The sequence below is a fragment of the Streptomyces camelliae genome, assembly GCF_027625935.1.
GTDB classification, from domain to species: domain Bacteria; phylum Actinomycetota; class Actinomycetes; order Streptomycetales; family Streptomycetaceae; genus Streptomyces; species Streptomyces camelliae.
In genome coordinates, this window is sequence record NZ_CP115300.1 from 6,687,458 (window position 1) to 6,707,074 (window position 19,617).

The following is a 19,617-nucleotide window of genomic DNA, read 5'->3' on the forward strand; positions in this document are numbered from 1 at the left end:
ACTCCCGTCACTGGGAGCCGCGGAACTCCGGGCCCTCCACGATCAGCCCCGCCACCAGCGCGCCCGACATGCCCGCGTGCGGCAGACCGCCGCCGGGGTGGGACCAGCCGCCCACCCGGTACAGACCGGGCAGCCGCGTGGTGTTCGCCGGGTGCAGGAACCTGCCTCGGCCGGCGGCCAGGGCAGGCGCGGGCACCGCTCCGAAGCGCGCGCCCGTCTCGTCCTCGACGTGCTCCGGTGTGCGCACCTCGTGCCACAGCAGGCGCTCGGCCAGTCCGGGTATTGCGGGCCGGGCGGCTTCCAGGAGCAGATCCGTGTAGCGCCGGACCGTGCCCTCGTCCTCCCAGCCGACCTCGCTCGACACCACGGCGGAGACCACCACGGACTCGTGCTCCTCGTCCGGTTTGAGAGCGGGGTCGTCGGGGCGCAGCACCGTCACCGTGGGCAACGGCGGCTCGTCACCGCCGGGAGAGACCAGGAAGTCCAGCTCCGACTCGGGGGCGGGCGGGTGCACGACCGTGCGGTGTGCGGCCCCGGCCCCGCGTCCGCCGCGCAGGGCCAGCAGGAGGGTGAACCGACCGGGCAGGGGTTGGACCAGGTCGGCCCGTACATCGCCGTCCTCGTCCAGCGGATGCTCCGTCAGGGCTCGCAGCCGTACCGGGTCCACGTCCGCCACGACATGGTCCGCCTCCGCCACCGTCCCGTCGGTCAGCTCCACCCCGGCCGCCCGGCCGTCCTTCTCCAGGACCCGGGCGACCTCGGCGCCGAAGACGAACTCGACCCTGCGCCGCACACACCGCTCGTACACCGCGCGCGCCAACTCCCTCATGCCGCCGCGCACATACCAGGTGCCGAAGGCGTGCTCCATGTACGGCAGCACGGCCGCGCTCGCCGGAGCGGTCCGCGGATCGAGGCCGTGAGCGAGGGCGTGGCTCTCCAGCAGGGCCGTCAGCCGCTCGTCCCGCAGTTCCCAGTCACCCACCTCGGCCAGCGTGCTCGCGCGCCGGGTGCGCAGCAGACGCTTGTGCGGGACGCCCGGATACGGCTCCTTGTCGGCCAGCACCCGCCAGTTGGGCCACAGCGGCTCCTCCAGCAGCGGTCTGCGGGTGCGGTCCCAGGCCTCCCGGGCCCGCACCAGGAACTCGCCCCAGCGCTCGCCCGCGCTCGCACCCAGCGCCTCGTCCAGGGCCGCGACCACGCCCGCGCGCGAGGCGTTCGGCACCGACACCTCGGTGCCGTCCGCGAAGACATGCCGCGAGGACGGGTCGACCTGCACCAGCTCGACGCAGTCCTCCAGCGGCTCCTTGCCGGTCTTGACGAACAGATCGCGGTACACGGCGGGCAGCGTCAGCAGGCCGGGACCGGTGTCGAACGCGAACCCGTCCCGCTCGAACCGGCGCACCGCACCGCCGTACGTGTCCGTCCGCTCGTACACCGTCACCCGGTGGCCCGCGACGGCCAGCCGGGCGGCGGCCGCCATCGCGCCCATCCCGGCGCCGATCACCACAATCCGTGCCATGCCTGCGACTTTATCGACCGCCACTGACAACCGGAGCCGGGGGCGGGTCCGTGCGACCGTGCGGAGCGCTGTGGGGGCACACGTGCGCAGGACTGAGTATCCGTACCTAGGCGGCGAGATGAGTACGCGCGCGGATGGGGCGCGACCCGCGCGGACGGGAGAGTGGAGGCACGGCAAGGGGGCGCGGCCCGGCACCGCCGACACGGGGCGGCGGAACGGCGCCCGCCACCTGGCCGCTCCTTCCGCCGATCCGTCGGCGGAAGCGAGACGGGGGACCCGGGGGAACGACCACCCACGGGGGACCAACGGGGGAGAACCGTACAGGGGAGTACGGGGATGCACGGGGAGCACGGGGAGGGGGAGGGCGCCGGTCCACAGCGGGCCGGCGCCCTCCTCGTGTCTCAGCCCCTTCCGCTGACCCGCCCCTGGAGCAGCCGTGACAGGGCCGCGTGGACGTCGTCCAGGGAGCGCTCCGGCTGGAAGGACTTCCAGTCCAGCGCGGCCACCAGGACCATGCCGACCAGCGCGGCCGCTGTCAGCTGCACATCGATCTCGTCGCTGAACTCCCCGGCCGCCACGCCCTCGCGCAGCACCCCCTCGACCACCGCGACGGCCTCCTGCCGGACCACCATCAGCGTGGACTGCCAGGCCCGGTTGGTGCGCCAGAGCTCGGCCACGTACAGCTGGGTGAAGGCGGGGTAGCGGTCGATGAAGACCAGGCCCGCGCGGACCATCGCGTCCAGCGCGTCCACCTTGCTGCCGCCCTCGCGCGCGGTGCGCTCCGCGGCCTCCTTCAGGGAGGCGGTGAGCAGGCCCACCCCGTGTCGCAGCAGCTCCTCGAAGAGGACCGACTTGCTCGCGAAGTTGTAGTAGACCGTGCCTTTCGCGACCCCGGCCCGCTCGGCGATCTCGTCCACCGTCGTCGCGGAGAAGCCCTGCTCGGCGATGAGTGTGACGGCCGCCTCGTAGAGCTTCTGCCGGGTGGCCTCGCGGCGCGTGCTGCCGCCGGACCTGGCGCTGCTGCTTTCCATGGCCCCGATTCTCACAGGTACGCGCGCGTGCCGGGTCTTCTGCCGGATCACAGGCTCAGCTCCGGGTGCAGCCGGTCCAGGGTCCACACCTGGCGGCGCCGGGCCGCGAGGGCGGTCAGGGTGAGCGCCCCCGCCGTGAACGCGGCCAGCACGGCGCACGCCTGCCAGACCGGGCCGAGGCCGCCGCCGGTGATCAGCCGGCGCAGCGCCTCGACGATGTAGCTCATCGGCAGGAACGGGTGGATCGCGGTGAAGAAACCCGGGCTGGTCTGCACGGGGTACGTGCCGCCCGCCGAGGTCAGCTGGAGCATCAGCAAGGCCAGCACCAGGATCCTGCCCGCCGCGCCGAAGCGGGCGTTCAGCCACTGGACGATCGCCCCGAAGCACGCGGTGACCAGGAACAGGAAGCCGATCGTGCCGGCCGCACGCAGCATCTGCAGGCCGATCGCCCAGTGCAGTACGGCCATCAGCGCCGCCACCTGGAGCACGCCCACGGCGACCACCGGCAGCCAGCCGGCGAGCGCGATCCGCCAGGCCGGCGAACCGGCCGCCAGGGCGCGCCGGTTGAGCGGCTGGATCAGCATGTAGGCCACCATCGCGCCGACCCAGAGGGACAGCGGGATGAAGTACGGGGCGAACCCGGTGCCGTAGTTCGGCGCCTTGTGCAGGTCATGGGAGGCCAGCTGGACCGGGTCGGCCATCACGCCGGTGCGCGCGTCCCGCTCCCGCTTGTCGTAGTCCGGGATCCGCTTCGCGCCGTCGTGCAGCCCGCCGGCGAGCTTCCCGGAGCCGTCGGACAGCTTGTACAGGCCGCCGTTCAGGGTCTGGGCGCCCGTGGCCGCCGTACCGATGCCCTGGTCCAGGGTGTCGGCGCCGGTCCGGGCGGTGCCCAGCCCGGCGTGCAGCTCTTTCGCCCCGGCCGCGACCTTCTGGGCGCCGGCGTTCAGTTTGTCGATCTTCTTGACGGCGTCGTCGACGTCCTCGGCGAGGTGCGGTGCGCTCGCGGCGAGGGCGTCGGCCTGCTTCTGGAGCGTGCCGAGGTTGGCTCTCATCGTCCTCAGGTCGCCGTTCTGGTCGGCGACCAGCGTGCCGAGGTCGTCGGCGACGCCGGCCACCTCGGCGGCGGCGGTCCTGGCGCGCTTCAGGTCCGCGCAGGCCGGGTCGGGGAGCGTCGCGGTCTCGCAGCGTGCCCGGTAGACCGCGTCCAGGACGGCGGAGGAGCCGTGCGCGGTCCGGTCGGCGGCGGGCGCGAGCTTCATCAGGACGTCGAGGTTGTCCTTGACGGTCTTCGCCGAGTCGGAGAGCAGGCGCGCGGTGTCCCCGATGGTCCTGCCGTTGTCCCTCAGGAACGGTCCGGCCTTGTCGTGGACGCCGTCGACCTTGTCGGCGAGTGCCTGTGTGCCGTCGGCGACCTGCCGGGACCCGTCCTGGAGGTCACCGGCGCCCGTGTCCAGCTTCTTCAGGCCCTTGGCCAGCCTGCCGCTGCCGCTCTTGGCGTCCTTCAGCCCGTCGGCGAGGTCCTTGGAGCCCTTCTCGGCCTTCCCGATGCCGGTGTTCAGCCGGTCGGCGCCCTCGGCGGCGGTGACGGTCCTGCCGTGGATGTCGGTGAACGAGACGAAGATCTTGTCCAGGAAGGTGCGGGAGGCCTTGCTGGAGGCGGCCGAGCGCACCTCGTTGAAGACGGTCCGGGAGATCTGGCCGACGATGTAGTTGTTCGCGTCGTTGGTGCGCACCTGAAGGGCGCCGGTCTCGGGGGCGTCGCCGGAACTGGACGCGATCCGCCTGCTGAGGTCGGCCGGCATGGTCAGCGACAGGTAGTACGTGCCGTTCTCCACGCCCGCGCGCGCCTGCGCGTCGCTCACCTCGTGCCAGTCGAAGGTCCGGCTGTCGCGCAGCCCGGCGACGATGTCGTCCCCGGCACTGATCTTCTTCCCGCCTGCCGTGGCGCCCTTGTCGTCGTTCACCAGGGCCACCGGGATGCGGTCCAGGCGGCCGTACGGGTCCCAGAACGACCACAGGTACAGGGCGCCGTAGAGCAACGGCAGCACGAGCAGCGCGACCAGGGCGGCCCGGGGCAGCTTCCCGCGCCCGAAGCGGCGCAGTTCGAGGGCGGCCAGCCTAGGCGAGCGCATCGGCGTCCTCCTTCGGGCCGCTCCGCTCGGCACTGGTCCCGTCCGTCCCGCCCATGCGTACGGCCAGGCAGTCCGCGGGCGCGGTGCGGCAGACGGCCGCCACCGTCGTCCCCGCGCGCGTGAGGGAGCGCAGCAGGTCCCAGGCCTCGGCGCGTTCGGCGTCCGAGAGCCCGAGATCGATGTCGTCGACACCGATCAGGCCGGGCCGGCCGAGCAGGGCCAGCGCGATGGACAGGCGCAGTTCCTGGAGCCGCTCCAGGTCGCGTACGGCCGTGCGGGAGCCCTTGGGCAGCGTCTCCAGGTCGAGCCCGGCGGCGGCCAGGGCGGCGTCGACGCGCAGCCGCGCCTCGTGCACGCGCTGGGTGCGGGGGCGCAGCAGATCGCGCAGGGAGTCGCCGAACCGGCTCTGCAGCAGCGCGCGTTCACGCAGATGCTCGCCGACGGTCAGGGCCGGCTCCAGGTCCGTCACCCCGGCCACGTTGGCCACGGCGCTGGTCCGGCGCAGAGCGGCCATGCGCCTCGGGAGGGCGAGCCCGCCGACGGCGGCCGTGCCCTCGGTGGGCTTCATCCGCCCGGTGAGTGCGAGCAGCAGGCTCGTGCGGCCGGAGCCGGACGGTCCCTCGATCGCGATGAGCGAGCCGGGCCTCGCGCCGAGGGTGATACCGCGGAAGGCCCACCCCCGCGGTCCCCTGAGCCCGAGGCCCTCGACCGTGACGTCCACGCCGTGCGCGCCGTCCATGCCGTCCGCCATGCCTTTCATGCCGTCCACAGGCCCCCTGCCTGATCCCCGTGTTTTTGAACTGACTGGTCAGTGCAAAAGTACGCCCGAACCTACGAGCGAGGCAAAACCGCAGGTCAGATCGGATTGTCAGTGGCATACCGCACGATGAGCACATACGGCACACCCCGTGTGAGGGCGTGCCGTCACCCAGACGACAGGAGGTTCGTCATGGCCAACCCGTCCGCCGCCGCCCGCCGGCGCCGCGCCACCGGCCCTGCCCCCTCACTGACCGGCCCGGCGAGCGACGTGCACCCCGTGCTCCGCCGGACCACGGCCCCGCCCGCCGCCCTCGACCTGCTCGCCCAGGCCCGCGCCGGACTGGCGGAGGCCGCCGTGCTGGACACGCCGAACGAGCGCTATGCCACGGCCCACCTCGCCGCCCTGCGCACCGCCGCCGCCGTGCTCGCCGCCCGGGGCCGGCCCGAGACCAACCCGCGCCGCCGTGCCCGGATCCGCAGCGCCTGGGAAGTACTGCCCGAGATCGCCCCCGAACTGACCGAGTGGAGCGCCCTGTTCGCCGCCGGGGCCGCCCGCCGCGCCCGCGCGGAGGCCGGCATCCAGGGCGCGGCGGGACAGCGCGACGCCGACGACCTGATACGCGACGTCGAGATGTTCCTGCGCATCGTGGAGCGGCTGCTCGTCCTCCAGCCCGTCCTGCCCCAGCCCCGCAGGGACACGGGGGAACCGCCGGGTGCGAATGCCCCGGGTGACCTTCCGGACGCGGGCTGACCACGGGCCGGAGTGAGCCGGAGGGGTGCGCCGGTGCCGAGAGCGCGAGTGCGCGGAGGCCCGAAGGGTTGAGCACGGTCGGGCTCTCGACACCGGCTGAGAGCGCCCCGGAGGCGAACGATCCAAAGGGCTGCCCGGCGGGCGAGACGTACCGCGACCTACCCGGCCACGGTGACCGGCAGGGCGCCGGAGGCAATAGGGTGGAGATGCCTGAAGCCTTCCGTCCCGCCGAGGAGTCAACTGCCGTGTCGGACCCCTTGCGCCCCCGCGCCTCTCTCCGTACCGCCGTGGTCTGGGAGGTCCTCCAGGACGCCCTCGACCGCCGGGTCAAGGCCACGGGACGGGAGTCGCTGGACGTCCTCGACACCGGGGGCGGCAGCGGCAACTTCGCCGTGCCCCTCGCGAGGCTCGGCCACCACGTCACCGTGGTCGACCCCAGCCCCAACGCGCTGTTCGCACTGGAGCGCCGGACCGCCGAGGCCGGCGTCGCCGACCGGGTCCGGGGCGTCCAGGGCGACGCGCACGGCCTGTTCGACGTGGTGGAGCGCGGCGGCTACGACGTCGTGCTGTGCCACGGCGTCCTGGAGTACGTCGACGACCCGGCCGAGGGCGTGCGCAACGCGGTCGCCGCACTGCGCTCCGAGGGCGTCCTCAGCCTGCTCGCCGCCGGCCTCGGCGGCGCCGTGCTCGCCCGCGCCCTCGCCGGGCACTTCACGGAGGCCCGGCAGGCGCTGCAGGACCCCGACGGCCGCTGGGGCACCGGCGACCCGATGCCGCGCCGGTTCACCGCCGAGCAGCTCACCGCGCTGGTCGAGGGCGCGGGCCTGACCGTCGGCGCCGTGCACGGCGTGCGGGTCTTCGCCGACCTCGTGCCCGGCGTCCTGGTGGACACCGAGCCCAGCGCCCTCGACGCCCTCCTCAAGCTGGAGGCCGCCGCGGCCGAGCTGCCCGCGTTCCACTCCGTCGCCACCCAGCTCCATGTGCTCGGCGAGACACCGGGTGCCGCCAGGGCCTGAACACACGGCCGGGATCCGCCGCTGATCAGGGCATCGACGGCGGATGGAGTACGACACAAGACCCCCCGATCGAGGGGTTTGCGCCGTATGATCGAGGTGCACCACCCGGCATGACGGGTCGGCCGCAGGGGAATGGAAGCCTCAGCGAGCCGGGACGGCCATGACGGACTCCGGTTGGCCAACTGGCGTAGAGGGGCGGGTTTCACGGGGGCGATTCCCTGCCTATCCTGAAGGGACCCCCCGGGTCGCCCCGGCGACTGCACGATGAGGAGGACTCCGTGCCGCTCTCGGAGCACGAGCAGCGAATGCTTGAGCAGATGGAGCGAGCGCTGTACGCCGAAGATCCCAAGTTCGCGTCGGCGCTTGAGGGAAGCGGGCTGCGGACGTATACCCGGCGTCGGGTCTACCAGGCGGTCGCAGGCTTCCTCGTGGGTATCGCGCTCCTCATGGCCGGAATGGTCGCGCAGCTGATCTGGGTCAGTGTGGTGGGTTTCCTCGTCATGCTGGGCTGCGCCGTACTCGCCGTCACCGGCTGGCGCAAGGCGCCGAAGCCGGGCGAGCAGCCCGCGGGCGCCGTTCGCCGGCAGGCGCGTCCGAAGCGCTCCATGATGGACCGGATCGAGGAGCGCTGGCAGCGCCGCCGCGACGAACAGGGCCACTAGCGCCGTCCGGCGGATTTCCGCCGACACCGACAGACAACGTGTGAGGGGCGACCACCCGAAGTGGTCGCCCCTCACACGTTGTCGCGTCTCAGCTCTGCTGCTCGGACGGCCGCCGCAGGCTTGGCCTCGCCGACGCCACCCGGGACCGCAGCGCCGACCAGCGGGCCGACAGCGCCCACAGCACCCGCACCGACGAGCGGGGCAGGAACAGCGCCCGCAGCCGCGCCCCCGTACCGACCGCGCCGCGCAGCCCCTCGATCACCCGGCGCACATCCTCCGCCGCACCCGCCGCCGGGCGCGGTCGCGGTGCGTACAGCACCTGCTCCACCGCGTCCGCCACCCGGTGCACCGCGGCACCGGCGGCCGGATCCAGCTCGCCGAGCCGGACGATCCGGTCGGCCGCTCTGCGCGGAGTCAGCGACTCGTCCGGCACGATGCCGTGGTCCCAGGCACTGTCCGTCAGCTCCTGCCAGGCGGCCAGGGTGTGCGCCGCCGCGCCCTCCTCGGTCCGGGCGTGCGCCCCCAGCCGCACCGAGCGTACCCGCGCCCGCCACAGCAGCGGCGACAGGGGAAGGGCCGGCACCACGAGGGCGGCCAGCCCGATCAGCACGGCCCACCAGGGGCCCGTGCCCCCGCCGCCGCTGTGCGGGGCAGCCGCTGCGGACGCGGTGTCGCAGCCGGCCGGCTCGGCCGGCTGGGCCGTGCAGCTCTGGCTCGGGGAGGCCGCCGCCGAGGGCGCCGTGGACGTCTGGTGTGACGGCAGTTCCTGGTCCGGCAGCGAGGTGCCCGGCGTGTCCGACACCGTGTACGACGGGGTGGTGCCCCGGGTCGGGGTCGGCTCGAAGCGGGTCCAGCCCACCCCCTCGAAGTACAGCTCGGGCCAGGCGTGCGCGTCCTTCTGGTTCACCGTGACCGTGCCGTCGCCCTGCGGGGTGCCCGGGGCGAAGCCCACCGCGACGCGGGCCGGGATGCCGAGGGTGCGGGCCATCGCCGCCATGGCGAACGAGAAGTGGACGCAGAAGCCCTGCTTCTTCTTCAGGAAGGTCGCGATGGCGCCCGGCCCGCGGCCGACCTCGACCCGGGTGTCGTACTGGAAGCCGCCCGTGACCGCGAAGTAGTCCTGGAGCTTGACCGCTTCCTCGTAGTGGTTGCGGGCGCCCGCGGTGATCTGCCGGGCGGTCTGGGCCACGACCTTCGGCACCGCGGACGGCACCTGGGTGTACGCGCGCTTCAGGTCCGCCGGCGGCTCCGGCGCCGAGGCCAGCTGCTCGGCCGTCGGCTGCACGTTCAGGCTGGTCACCTGGTACGTCTCACCGCGCGTGGTCTGGCCGTGGTCGCCCACGAGGGTCATGCCCACGGGCTCGTAGCGCCAGCGGCCGGCGATGTTGACACCGCTCGGCGGGTACGGCATCGGCAGCCAGTCCTGGGCGTAGTCGTCCGCCGCCGAGATCGTCGTCGTCACCGTGTCCCGCCTGACGTCCTGGCTCAGGCCGAGGGGCGAGGGGAACGTGTCCGGCACGCCGACGATGCGCCGCTGGGTCGGCTTCCAGGTGGTCCCGTCGAAGTCGTCCAGGGAGACGATCCGCAGATACAGGTCCGAGACGTCGTTCGAGCTGGTCTTCAGGGACAGCACCTGGCGGTCGTTGTTCGTGTTCAGGCTGTCGCGCAGCGACACCAGCGGGTTGACCGCGGAGATCGTGCCCCCGTTGCCGTCGCCCCTGCCGATTCCGGTGCCGGCGACGCCCAGCAGGCCGCCGCTCATCGCGGGCAGGGCGAGCGGCACCAGCAGGGCCACCCCGAGCGCGACCGCGCCGATCCGGCGTCCGGTGCGCACCGGGGCCACCGCGCCGCCGTCCGGGGCGCCGGGTGAGCCGGGCCCGGCGGCGAAGACCCGGCCCCACTGCGCCAGCCGGTCCCGGCCCTCGGCGAGCAGCAGCATCAGATAGCCGGCCGCTGCCACCAGGAACCACAGCCAGTCGGCCCCGCCGTCGGACAGCCCGGCGGCCACCGAGTACAGCGCGAGCAGCGGCAGACCGGCCGGGGCCGCGCTGCGGAAGGTCACCGCGAGCGTGTCCACCAGCAGCCCGATACCCAGGACGCCGCCGATCAGCATCAGCTTGATGCCCTCGGTGAGCGGCGCCGGTATCGCGTACTCGCTGACGTCGGTGGAGCCCTGCTGGAGCAGGTCGGTCAGATGCCGGAAGGCCCCCGGGCCGGGGATCAGCCCGAGGACCGCCTGCTGCCGTGCGAAGACCAGGGTCAGCAGGACCACGGTGACCAGCACCTGCGCGATCACGGTCAGCGGCCGGCCGAGCGGCACCCGGCGGGCCGCCGCGCCCACCCCGGTCTGCACGGCGATCAGCGGGATCAGCTGCAGCAGCCAGGTCGGCTCGGCCACCAGCGGCAGCAGCGCGCAGGAGGTCATCAGCGTGGCCGCGGCGGCGCACAGCGCCAGTCGTGCCCGCCCGCTCATGCCGTCGCCTCCCCGCTCACCCCGGCCAGACCCGAACGCTCCCGGTCCGCCTGCTGCCACAGCGCGTTCAGCGCGCCGCCGCGCGGCACGCTCAGCGCCGTCCAGCCCGCCTCGCGCAGCAGCCGCAGCCGCTCCGCGTGCCGGTCACCGGGCCGTGGCACGGCGGTCGCCTCCCGTGTCCAGGTGTCCGGGTCGAGGACGAAGGCGACGGCACCGCCGGCGCGCCGGCTCATCTTGGCGACCGTCGCGGCCTGCTCCTCGTCCAGGTCGCCCAGGAAGGCGACCAGCAGCCCTTCGTTGCCGCCGCGCAGCACGTCGTACGCCCGGGACAGGCCCGAGCCGTCGGAGTGGTCGATGACCGCGAGGGTGTCCATCATCAGCCCGGCCGCGTCCGCGGTCTCCGCGCCGCTGCCCGCGAAACCGTCGCCGCCCTCGCCGGGCACCGCGCTGCCGTTGTCGGTCAGCAGCCGTACGGAGAAACCGCGTTCGAGCATGTGCACCAGCACGGAGGCGGCGCCGGAGACGGCCCACTCGAAGGCCGAGTCGGGGCCCGCGCCCTCGTAGGCACCGCCCCGGGTGTCCAGCAGCACGGTGCACCGGGAGCGCCTCGGCTGCTCCTCGCGGCGGACCATCAGCTCGCCGTAGCGCGCGGTGGACCGCCAGTGCACCCGGCGCAGGTCGTCGCCGTGGCGGTACCCGCGCGGGATCACATCGTCCTCGCCCGCCAGGGCCAGCGAGCGCTGCCGGCTGTCGCCGTAGCCCTTGGCCTCGCCGCTGAAGCGGACCGGGGGGAGCGGCTCCACGCGCGGGATGACCGTGAGCGTGTCGAACGCCGAGAAGGAGCGGGTCAGTTCACACATCCCGAAGGGGTCGGTGAGGCGCAGCTGGAGCGGGCCCAGCGGATAGCGGCCGCGCAGATCGGAGCGGACCCGGTAGGAGACCTCGCGGCGGCCGCCCGGCTCCACGCGGTCCAGCACGAACCGGGGGCGCGGCCCGAGGACGTAGGGCACCCGGTCCTGGAGCATCAGCAGACCGGTGGGCAGCCGGGAGACGTTGTCCATCCGCAGATGGACCCGGGCCTCGCTGCCGGCCGGCACGCGCGCGGGGGCGAGCCGGCGGGTGGCGGCCACCCGGTAGCGCGTGCGGTAGAGCACGGTCGCGCAGAGCAGGGGCAGCACGGCCAGCAGCAGACCGACCCGCAGCAGATCGCTCTGGCCGAGGACGTACGCGCAGATCGCGGCCGCGATACCGGCCGCCAGGAAGGAGCGGCCGCGGGTGGTCAGCCCCGACAGGGCCGTACGGACACCGCCCGTCTCCCCCCGGTCGGGCTCCGCCGGCCCGGTCCCCCCGGCGCTCATCACAGACTCCGCGGGGGCTGCTGCGGATACGCGGGGACGGCACGGCCGAGGCCGCCGAAGCCGCTCTGCGGGCCCTGCGCCGCCGGGACCGGGGTGCGCTGGAGGATCTCCTGCACGACCTGCTCGGCCGTACGGCGGTTGAGCTGGGCCTGGGCGGTGGGCAGCAGGCGATGGGCGAGGACGGCGACGGCGAGCGCCTGGACGTCGTCCGGCAGCGCGAACTCCCGCCCGGCCAGGGCCGCGGTCGCCTTCGCCGCGCGCAGCAGATGCAGCGTCGCGCGCGGGGAGGCACCGAGTCTGAGGTCGGGGTGTGTGCGCGTGGCGGCGACCAGCTCCACCGCGTACCGCCGGACCGGCTCGGAGACGTGCACCCCGCGCACCGCCTCGACCAGTTTGACGATCTCGTGCGCGTGCGCCACCGGCTGGAGGTCCTCCAGCGGGCTCACCCCGCCGTGGATGTCGAGCATCTGCAACTCGGCCTCCACGCTCGGGTAGCCGACGGAGACGCGGGCCATGAAGCGGTCGCGCTGGGCCTCGGGCAGCGGGTAGGTGCCCTCCATCTCGACCGGATTCTGCGTGGCCACCACCATGAAGGGGCTGGGCAGTTCGTACGTCTGCCCGTCGATGGTGACCTGGCGCTCCTCCATGGACTCCAGCAGCGCCGACTGGGTCTTGGGCGAGGCGCGGTTGATCTCGTCGCCGATCACGATCTGCGCGAAGATGGCGCCCGGCTTGAACTCGAAGTCACGGCGCTGCTGGTCCCAGATGGACACCCCGGTGATGTCCGAGGGCAGCAGGTCGGGCGTGAACTGGATGCGCCGCACCGAGCAGTCGATGGACCGCGCCAGCGCCTTGGCCAGCATCGTCTTGCCCACTCCGGGGACGTCCTCGATCAGCAGATGGCCCTCGGCGAGCAGCACGGTCAGCGCGAGCCGTACGACCTCGGGCTTGCCCTCGATCACGCTCTCCACCGAACCGCGCACCCGTTCCACCGTGGCGGTCAGATCAGTGAGGCTCGCTCGATCGTCATAGGTCGTCACCCGGCCCTCCTCGGCCCGTTCATTCCGGGCCGGCGCTCTACGGCGCGAAACCGGCCCACCCCGAAACACGGACACCACGCGGGAAAAGTTCCGCGTGCTGTCACACCCCGCATTCTTGCCGCCGTTACCGATTCGTGTCACTCGCCTGTGGACAACTGCCCGAACGATGTCGGTCTTACGGCTTTTTCGACCCTGTTTTCGATACGGGAACGGCGGGGAAAGGGTGCCGTGCTGCCGGGGCGGCCGGTCGGTGGGGCCGCGTCAGGCCGGGTCGACCTCGCGCAGCCGGCCCGTGCGCACGTCGAACACGAAGCCGCGCACGTCGTCGGTGTGCACCAGGAACGGCGAGGTCCGCACGCGCTGCATGGACTGGCGCACGTCCTGGTCGACGTCCCGGAAGGCCTCCACCGCCCACGCCGGGCGCTGGCCGACCTCCATCTCCAGGTCGTGCCGGAAGTCCTCGGTGATGGACTCCATGCCGCATCCGGTGTGGTGGATCAGGACGACGCTGCGGGTGCCGAGCGCGCGCTGGCTGATGGTCAGGGAGCGGATGACGTCGTCGGTGACGACCCCGCCCGCGTTGCGGATGGTGTGGCAGTCGCCGAGCTCCAGGCCGAGCGCGGCGTGCAGGTCGAGGCGGGCGTCCATGCAGGCCACGACGGCGACGCGGAGCACGGGGCGCGCGTCCATGCCGGGGTCGGTGAACGCGGCGGAGTACCGCTGGTTGGCATCCACCAGGCGGTCCGTGACGGTGCCGCCGTCGGTTATGGCGTCTTCGGATCCAGTGGGAGCTGCTGCGGAAGTCGTCATACTCATGACGTTACTGGTCACCCACGGTCCTGGCCTGCTGTGAGAGCGGACAAAGAACGTCATCGTGGCTTGTTGTGAGCTAACCCACACGGACGGCAAACATGGGCCATGCGGGTGAAACCTTCGTATTGCGGCTTCCGTCGCGATGCGGTACGCGACGCGCAGGCCGGTTGATTGACCGCGACACAGCGTGGACTAAAGTGACGCGAAGCGGGAGACCTGACTCTCCCTGCTGGTGAAACCCCCGGAGACCCCGGACCGCACCCGGGCCGTCTCCTCACGTGCGCGGCGCGTACGTACGGCTCGGCCTCCTCCCGCTCCCGGTCGGCTGACGCTTCCGGCGCCGGCAGGCCTCCCTCTTCACGAGCAGGAGGGGACCCGGCGGTGCGTAGGGCCCGCGGGATCTGAGAGGCCCGGAATCAAATGGGGCGCGAAGCGCATTCGAATGAGGGTGGCGGTGGGCGACGGGAGGGAGAGAGTCGACACGTCCCGGTGATGCTCCAGCGGTGCCTGGACCTGCTGGCACCCGCCCTGGAGCGGCCGGGAGCGGTGGTCGTCGACTGCACCCTCGGCCTCGGCGGGCACAGCGAAGCGCTGCTGACCCGGTTCCCCGAGGCCCGGCTGATCGGACTCGACCGGGACAAGGAGGCGCTGCGGCTGTCCGGGGAGCGGCTGGCGCCCTTCGGTGAGCGCGCCACCCTCGTGCACGCCGTCTACGACGAACTGCCCGAGGTGCTGCGCCGGCTCGGCCTCGCGCGCGTGCAGGGCGTCCTGTTCGACCTCGGGGTCTCCTCGATGCAGCTGGACGAGGCCGACCGCGGCTTCGCCTACGCCCAGGACGCGCCCCTGGACATGCGTATGGACCAGACGACCGGCATCAGCGCCGCCGAGGTCCTCAACACCTACCCGGCGGGCGAACTCGTACGCATCCTGCGCGCGTACGGCGAGGAGAAGCAGGCCAAGCGCATCGTGGCCGCGATCGTCCGCGAGCGCGAGAAGGAGCCGTTCAGCAACAGCGCCCGGCTGGTGGAGCTGATCCGGGACGCCCTGCCGCAGGCCGCCAAGCGCACCGGCGGCAACCCGGCCAAGCGCACCTTCCAGGCCCTGCGCATCGAGGTCAACGGCGAACTGTCCGTCCTGGAACGGGCGATCCCGGCCGCGGTGAAGGCCCTCGACGTCGGCGGACGCGTCGCCGTGCTGTCGTACCACTCGCTGGAGGACCGCCTGGTCAAGCAGGTGTTCGCGGCCGGCGCCGCCTCCACTGCGCCCCCCGGCCTCCCGGTCGTGCCCGAGCGCTACCAGCCGCGGCTCAAGCTGCTCACCCGGGGTGCCGAACTTCCCACCGAGGAAGAGGTCGCCGAGAACCGCCGCGCCGCACCGGCCAGGCTGCGCGGCGCCGAGCGCATCAGGGAGGACGCCGAGTGAGCGAAGACGGGTCGGTTGGATTCCCGAACCCACGGAGGGGGCCGGTCGCACTCCGGACTCACCGAGAGGGTCGGCCGGACCTCCGGACTCAGCGAGGAGTCTGGTCGGACCTCCGGACTCACCAGGGGTTGCCGGCCGGCTTCCGGGACTCGCACGGGAAACCGGCCGGCTTCCCGGACTCGCACGGGGAGTCGGCAGGCTTCTCGCACTCACACAGGGAGTCCGCCGGTTGCCCGGACTCGCACGGGAAACCGGTCGGCCTTCCGCACTCGCACGGGAAGCCGGCCGGTTTCCCGGACGCACCGGGGGAGCAGTGAGCAGGAAACCCGCACTGAGGGGGCGGGCGGCGCGGCTCGCCCAGCTCTTCCCGGCCGGCCGCGCACGGGCGGCCCGCACTCCGTTCGTCCTCCTCGTCGTCCTGATCCTCGGCGGCGGCCTCATCGGGCTGCTGGTGCTGAACTCCGCCCTCAGCGAAGGCTCGTTCAAACTCGCCGACCTGCAGAAGCGGACGAAGAACCTCACTGACGAGGAGCAGTCCCTCCAGCGGGACATCGACGCCTACTCCTCGCCCGACGCCCTCCAGCGCCGCGCCCGCGAACTCGGCATGGTCCCCGGCGGCGACCCGGCCTTCCTCGGCCCCGACGGCAGGGTCAAGGGCGTCCCGAGCGCCGCCACCCCCGAGTCGGCCGCCTTCACCGACCCGGTGGCCCCCGAGGTCATGACCCCGGCCGCCCGCTCCGCACCCCCGGCGGCGACCCCGGCCCCCGTCTCCCCGTCACCCTCGACCCCGGCCCAGGCCACCCCCGCCCCCTCCGCCCCGGTCCAGCCCCAGGGCACCCGCCCCGCCCCGTCCGCCCCGGCGGCGGCCGTACCGCCACCGCTCACCCCCCAGCCCGCCTCCACCCCGACCTCCGGCAGGTGACGGAAGTGTCCGACAGGGAACCGCCGCGCCGACGCGTGCCAGGGCCCGCCAGGCCGCAGCGGCCCAGGAGCGCCGTGCGGCAGCAGGCCGGGCCCGGTGCGCGCCCGGCGCGCCGGCCGAGCGGCGCACGGCCGCCGCTCCAGCGTCCGCTCCGGCTCGGCAGCCCGCGGCCCCGGCTGCGCATGGTCAGCCTCACCCTGACCCTGGTGATGATCGCCTTCGTCGTGCGGCTGCTCCAGGTCCAGGGCGTCGACGCCGGCACTTATGCGGCGCGGGCCGAGCTGAACCGGTACGTCGTGCACACCCTGGCCGCCGAGCGCGGCGGGATCACCGACCGCAACGGTGTCGCGCTCGCCGTCAGCGAGGACGCGTACGACATCACGGCCGACCCGACGATGTTCAGCCCCGAGCAGCTGAAGATCTCCGACGGGCCGGAGCAGGCCGCCGCGCTGCTCGCGCCCATCCTCGGGCAGGACCAGGCCACGCTGGTGAAGAAGCTGCGGCCGGCGAACAGGAAGTCCCGCTACGCCCGGCTCGCCGTCCGCCAGACCCCGCAGGTCTGGAAGCAGATCAAGGACCTCAAGAGCGCGCTCACCAAGAAGGCGGGAACGGATCACACCACCGTCAACGTGCTCGCCGGCGTCTTCGCCGACCCGAGCAGCCAGCGTGTGTACCCCAACGGCGATCTCGCCGCCGGGATACTGGGCTGGGTCAACGCCGCGGGCACCGGGGGCGGCGGCATCGAGCAGGAGCTGAACAAGCAGCTGACGGGCAAGGACGGCAAGATCCGCTACGCCCAGTCCGGCGGGCGCGAGGTGCCCACGGCAGGGTCCAACGAGACGCCCGCCGTGCCCGGCTCCGACGTCGAGCTCACCATCGACCGCGACATCCAGTGGGCCGCGCAGAACGCCATCACCGAGCAGGTGAAGAAGTCCAAGGCCGACCGCGGCTACGTCATCGTCCAGGACACCCGGACCGGGCAGATCCTGGCCATGGCCAACTCGCCCGGTTTTGACCCCAACGACCTGTCGAAGGCCGACTCCGCGGCCCTGGGTAATCCGGCCATCCAGGACGCCTACGAACCCGGCTCCACGGCCAAGGTGATGTCCATGGCGGCCGTGCTGGAGGAGAACGCGGCGGCGCCGCTCACCCACGTCGTCGTACCCAACCGGCTGCACCGCGGCGACCGGCTCTTCTCCGACGACGTCGATCACGCCACCTGGTACCTCACGCTCAACGGCGTCCTCGCCAAGTCCAGCAACATCGGCACCATCCTGGCCACCGGCCAGCTCGGCAAGACCCAGGAGGAGGCCAACAAGGTCCTCTACTCGTACCTGCGCAAGTTCGGCATCGGCGGCTACACCGGGCTCGGCTTCCCCGGCGAGACCCCGGGCATCCTCGCGCCGTACCAGAAGTGGTCCACTTCGCAGCAGTACACGATCCCTTTCGGACAGGGTTTCTCCATCAACGCGATGCAGGCCGCCTCCGTGTACTCGACCATCGCCAACGGCGGGGTCCGCGTCGAGCCGACCCTGGTGCGCGGCACCAAGGGTGCCGACGGACGCTTCACCCCGGCGCCCAAGCCCCAGGAGACCCGGGTCGTCAGCGAGAAGACCGCGAAGGCGCTCGCCCAGATGCTGGAGTCCGTCGTGGACGACGAGCAGGGCACCGGCATCAAGGCGCGCATCCCCGGCTACAACGTCGCCGGCAAGACCGGCACGGCGAATCGCGTGGATCCGGCCACCGGCAAGTACCACGGATACACGTCGTCGTTCGCCGGCTTCGCGCCCGCGGACAACCCCCGCATCACCGTCTACTGCGCCATCCAGAACGCCACCTCCGGCAGCTACTTCGGCGGTCAGATCTGTGGACCCATCTACAAGCAGGTGATGGAGTTCGCCCTCAAGACCCTCCAGATCCCGCCGACCGGGGCGCCGGCCCCCAACCTGCCCGTCGACTACAAGCCCTGATCGGCACAGCCCCCCGCACCGCCCGCACCGCCCGCACCGCCCGCACCGCCCGCACCGCTTCGGCACCGCGGTAAGACCACCAGGAACGAACCGTGACAACGATCACCCCGGATCCCGGGAACCAAGGCGTCCCCAGCCCCTCGCTTCGCTCCGGAGCGGGTGCGCCCGGTACGCTCACCGCCGTGCCACACGCCGATCAGTCCCAAACCACCCAGAAGGGCGCTTCCGTGACATATCCGGGACCGCCGCGACCGGTTCAGGTCTCCGCCACACCCCTCGCGGAACTGGCCGATCAGCTGGGTGCCGCCGCTCCGGACGCCGCCGCCGGGATCACGGGGATCACCCATGACTCGCGCGCCGTCCGCCCCGGCGACCTGTACGCCGCCCTCCCGGGCGCCCGCCTGCACGGCGCCGACTTCGTAACCCAGGCCGCCGGCCTCGGCGCGGCCGCCGTGCTCACCGACCCGACGGGCGCCGAGCGCGCCGCCGCGACCGGACTGCCGGTCCTGGTCGTCGACGACCCGCGCGCGCGGATGGGCGAACTCGCGGCCACCATCTACGGCCGCCCCGGCAGCGACCTGCTCCAGATCGGCATCACCGGCACCTCCGGCAAGACCACCACCGCCTACCTGGTCGAGGGCGGGCTGCGGACCGTGAAGTCCACCGGTCTCGTCGGCACGGTCGAGATGCGCATCGGCGACGAGCGCATCAAGTCCGAGCGCACCACCCCCGAGGCCACCGACCTCCAGGCGCTCTTCGCCGTCATGCGCGAGCGCGGCGTCGAGGCGGTCGCCATGGAGGTCTCCAGCCACGCCCTGGTCCTCGGCCGGGTCGACGGCTGCGTCTTCGACATCGCCGTGTTCACCAACCTCAGCCCGGAACACATGGAGTTCCACTCCGACATGGAGGACTACTTCCGGGCCAAAGCACACTTGTTCACACCGAAACGCAGCAAACTCGGCGTGATCAACATCGACGACGAGTACGGCCGCCGGCTCACGAAGGAGGCCACGGTCCCCGTCGTCACCTTCTCCGCCGAGGGCCACCCCGACGCCGACTGGCGTGCCGAGGACGTCCAGATCGGCCCCATGGACTCGACGTTCACCGTCGTCGGCCCGAACGGTGAGCGGATCCACGCCAGGTCGCCGATCGCCGGTCCCTTCAACGTGGCGAACACCCTCGCCGCCCTCGTCGCCCTCGCCGCGGCCGGCCTCGACCCGCAGACCGCGGCCGACGGCATCGCCGCCGTACCGGGCGTCCCCGGCCGCCTGGAGCGCGTGGACGCAGGGCAGCCCTACCTCGCGGTCGTCGACTACGCCCACAAGACCGACGCGGTCGAGTCCGTGCTCAAGGCGCTGCGCAAGGTCACCAAGGGCCGCCTGCACGTGGTCCTCGGCTGCGGCGGCGACCGCGACCGGACCAAGCGGGCCCCGATGGGCGCCGCCGTGGCCCGGTTCGCCGACACGGCCGTACTGACCTCCGACAACCCCCGCTCCGAGGACCCGCTCGCGATCCTCGCGACCATGCTCCAGGGCGCGGCCTCCGTGCCCGCTCACGAGCGCGGCGAGGTGCTCCTCTTCGAGGACCGCGCCGCCGCGATCGCCGCCGCCGTCGGCCGTGCCGCGCCCGGCGACACCGTGCTGGTCGCGGGCAAGGGTCACGAGCAGGGCCAGGACATCGCCGGCGTGATCCGTCCCTTCGACGACCGCCAGGTGCTTCGCGAAGCTATCCAGAAGACCCAGGGATGAA

15 protein-coding genes are annotated in these 19,617 nt (G+C 72.9%); 7 read left to right on the top strand and 8 right to left on the bottom strand.

All coding sequences use genetic code 11. From position 1 onward, the window contains the following. Positions 1-7: 7 nt before the first annotated feature. From O1G22_RS30695 to O1G22_RS30710, 4 genes are all read right to left on the bottom strand, one after another. Positions 8-1,519 (bottom strand): phytoene desaturase family protein, encoded by a 1,512-nt coding sequence (locus O1G22_RS30695; RefSeq protein ID WP_270084285.1) that lies wholly within the window; start codon positions 1,517-1,519, stop codon positions 8-10. Positions 1,520-1,920: 401 nt separating this feature from the next. Further along, positions 1,921-2,550, bottom strand: coding sequence for a TetR/AcrR family transcriptional regulator (locus tag O1G22_RS30700; RefSeq protein WP_225096723.1), 630 nt, complete (start codon positions 2,548-2,550; stop codon positions 1,921-1,923). A 47-nt stretch (positions 2,551-2,597) separates the two neighbouring features. Then, complete coding sequence (locus O1G22_RS30705) at positions 2,598-4,682, bottom strand: YhgE/Pip family protein (protein WP_270084286.1); 2,085 nt, start codon at positions 4,680-4,682, stop codon at positions 2,598-2,600. Further along, positions 4,669-5,442, bottom strand: coding sequence for an ATP-binding cassette domain-containing protein (locus O1G22_RS30710; protein WP_270086595.1), 774 nt, complete (start codon positions 5,440-5,442; stop codon positions 4,669-4,671). Before O1G22_RS30710 ends, O1G22_RS30705 begins: the two co-directional genes overlap by 14 nt. Before the next feature lie 189 nt (positions 5,443-5,631). Between O1G22_RS30710 and O1G22_RS30715 the strand changes: the two genes are divergently transcribed. The 3 genes from O1G22_RS30715 to O1G22_RS30725 all read left to right on the top strand — a co-directional run bounded on the left by O1G22_RS30715 (position 5,632) and on the right by O1G22_RS30725 (position 7,870). After that, complete coding sequence (locus tag O1G22_RS30715) at positions 5,632-6,192, top strand: SAV_6107 family HEPN domain-containing protein (protein ID WP_270084287.1); 561 nt, start codon at positions 5,632-5,634, stop codon at positions 6,190-6,192. Positions 6,193-6,437: 245 nt separating this feature from the next. Then, entirely contained in the window at positions 6,438-7,208 is a 771-nt protein-coding gene (locus tag O1G22_RS30720; protein ID WP_270084288.1) for a methyltransferase, read from the top strand. A 278-nt stretch (positions 7,209-7,486) separates the two neighbouring features. Further along, the gene (locus tag O1G22_RS30725; RefSeq protein ID WP_053653797.1) at positions 7,487-7,870 is read left to right on the top strand and encodes a DUF3040 domain-containing protein; all 384 of its coding nucleotides are present in this window, start codon (positions 7,487-7,489) and stop codon (positions 7,868-7,870) included. 88 nt (positions 7,871-7,958) lie between these two features. On the opposite strand, the gene O1G22_RS30730 is transcribed toward O1G22_RS30725, so the two are convergent. From O1G22_RS30730 to O1G22_RS30745, 4 genes are all read right to left on the bottom strand, one after another. Next, positions 7,959-10,343, bottom strand: a complete 2,385-nt coding sequence (locus O1G22_RS30730; RefSeq protein WP_270084289.1) for a transglutaminase TgpA family protein — start codon at positions 10,341-10,343, stop codon at positions 7,959-7,961. Further along, positions 10,340-11,701: a DUF58 domain-containing protein gene (locus O1G22_RS30735; protein WP_270084290.1), complete on the bottom strand. Its 1,362-nt coding sequence runs from the start codon at positions 11,699-11,701 to the stop codon at positions 10,340-10,342. Before O1G22_RS30735 ends, O1G22_RS30730 begins: the two co-directional genes overlap by 4 nt. Then, a complete protein-coding gene (locus O1G22_RS30740; protein WP_270084291.1) occupies positions 11,701-12,741 on the bottom strand; it encodes an AAA family ATPase in 1,041 nt (346 codons plus the stop codon). The genes O1G22_RS30735 and O1G22_RS30740 overlap by 1 nt, the downstream gene beginning before the upstream one ends. Positions 12,742-13,002: 261 nt before the next feature. Next, entirely contained in the window at positions 13,003-13,551 is a 549-nt protein-coding gene (locus tag O1G22_RS30745; protein ID WP_270084292.1) for a beta-class carbonic anhydrase, read from the bottom strand. Between the two features lie 423 nt (positions 13,552-13,974). Between O1G22_RS30745 and rsmH the strand changes: the two genes are divergently transcribed. The 4 genes from rsmH (at position 13,975) to O1G22_RS30765 (ending at position 19,616) form a co-directional block, all read left to right on the top strand. Next, positions 13,975-14,976, top strand: coding sequence for a 16S rRNA (cytosine(1402)-N(4))-methyltransferase RsmH (gene rsmH, locus O1G22_RS30750; RefSeq protein ID WP_270084293.1), 1,002 nt, complete (start codon positions 13,975-13,977; stop codon positions 14,974-14,976). Positions 14,977-15,289: 313 nt separating this feature from the next. After that, positions 15,290-15,898 carry a cell division protein FtsL gene (gene ftsL, locus O1G22_RS30755; protein ID WP_270084294.1) on the top strand — a complete coding sequence of 203 codons (609 nt, stop codon included), beginning with the start codon at positions 15,290-15,292 and terminating at the stop codon, positions 15,896-15,898. A gap of 5 nt (positions 15,899-15,903) precedes the next feature. After that, on the top strand, positions 15,904-17,868 hold the full coding sequence (locus O1G22_RS30760; RefSeq protein WP_270084295.1) for a peptidoglycan D,D-transpeptidase FtsI family protein: 1,965 nt from the start codon (positions 15,904-15,906) through the stop codon (positions 17,866-17,868). Between the two features lie 227 nt (positions 17,869-18,095). After that, positions 18,096-19,616, top strand: coding sequence for a UDP-N-acetylmuramoyl-L-alanyl-D-glutamate--2,6-diaminopimelate ligase (locus O1G22_RS30765; RefSeq protein WP_270084296.1), 1,521 nt, complete (start codon positions 18,096-18,098; stop codon positions 19,614-19,616). Position 19,617 lies beyond the last annotated feature (1 nt).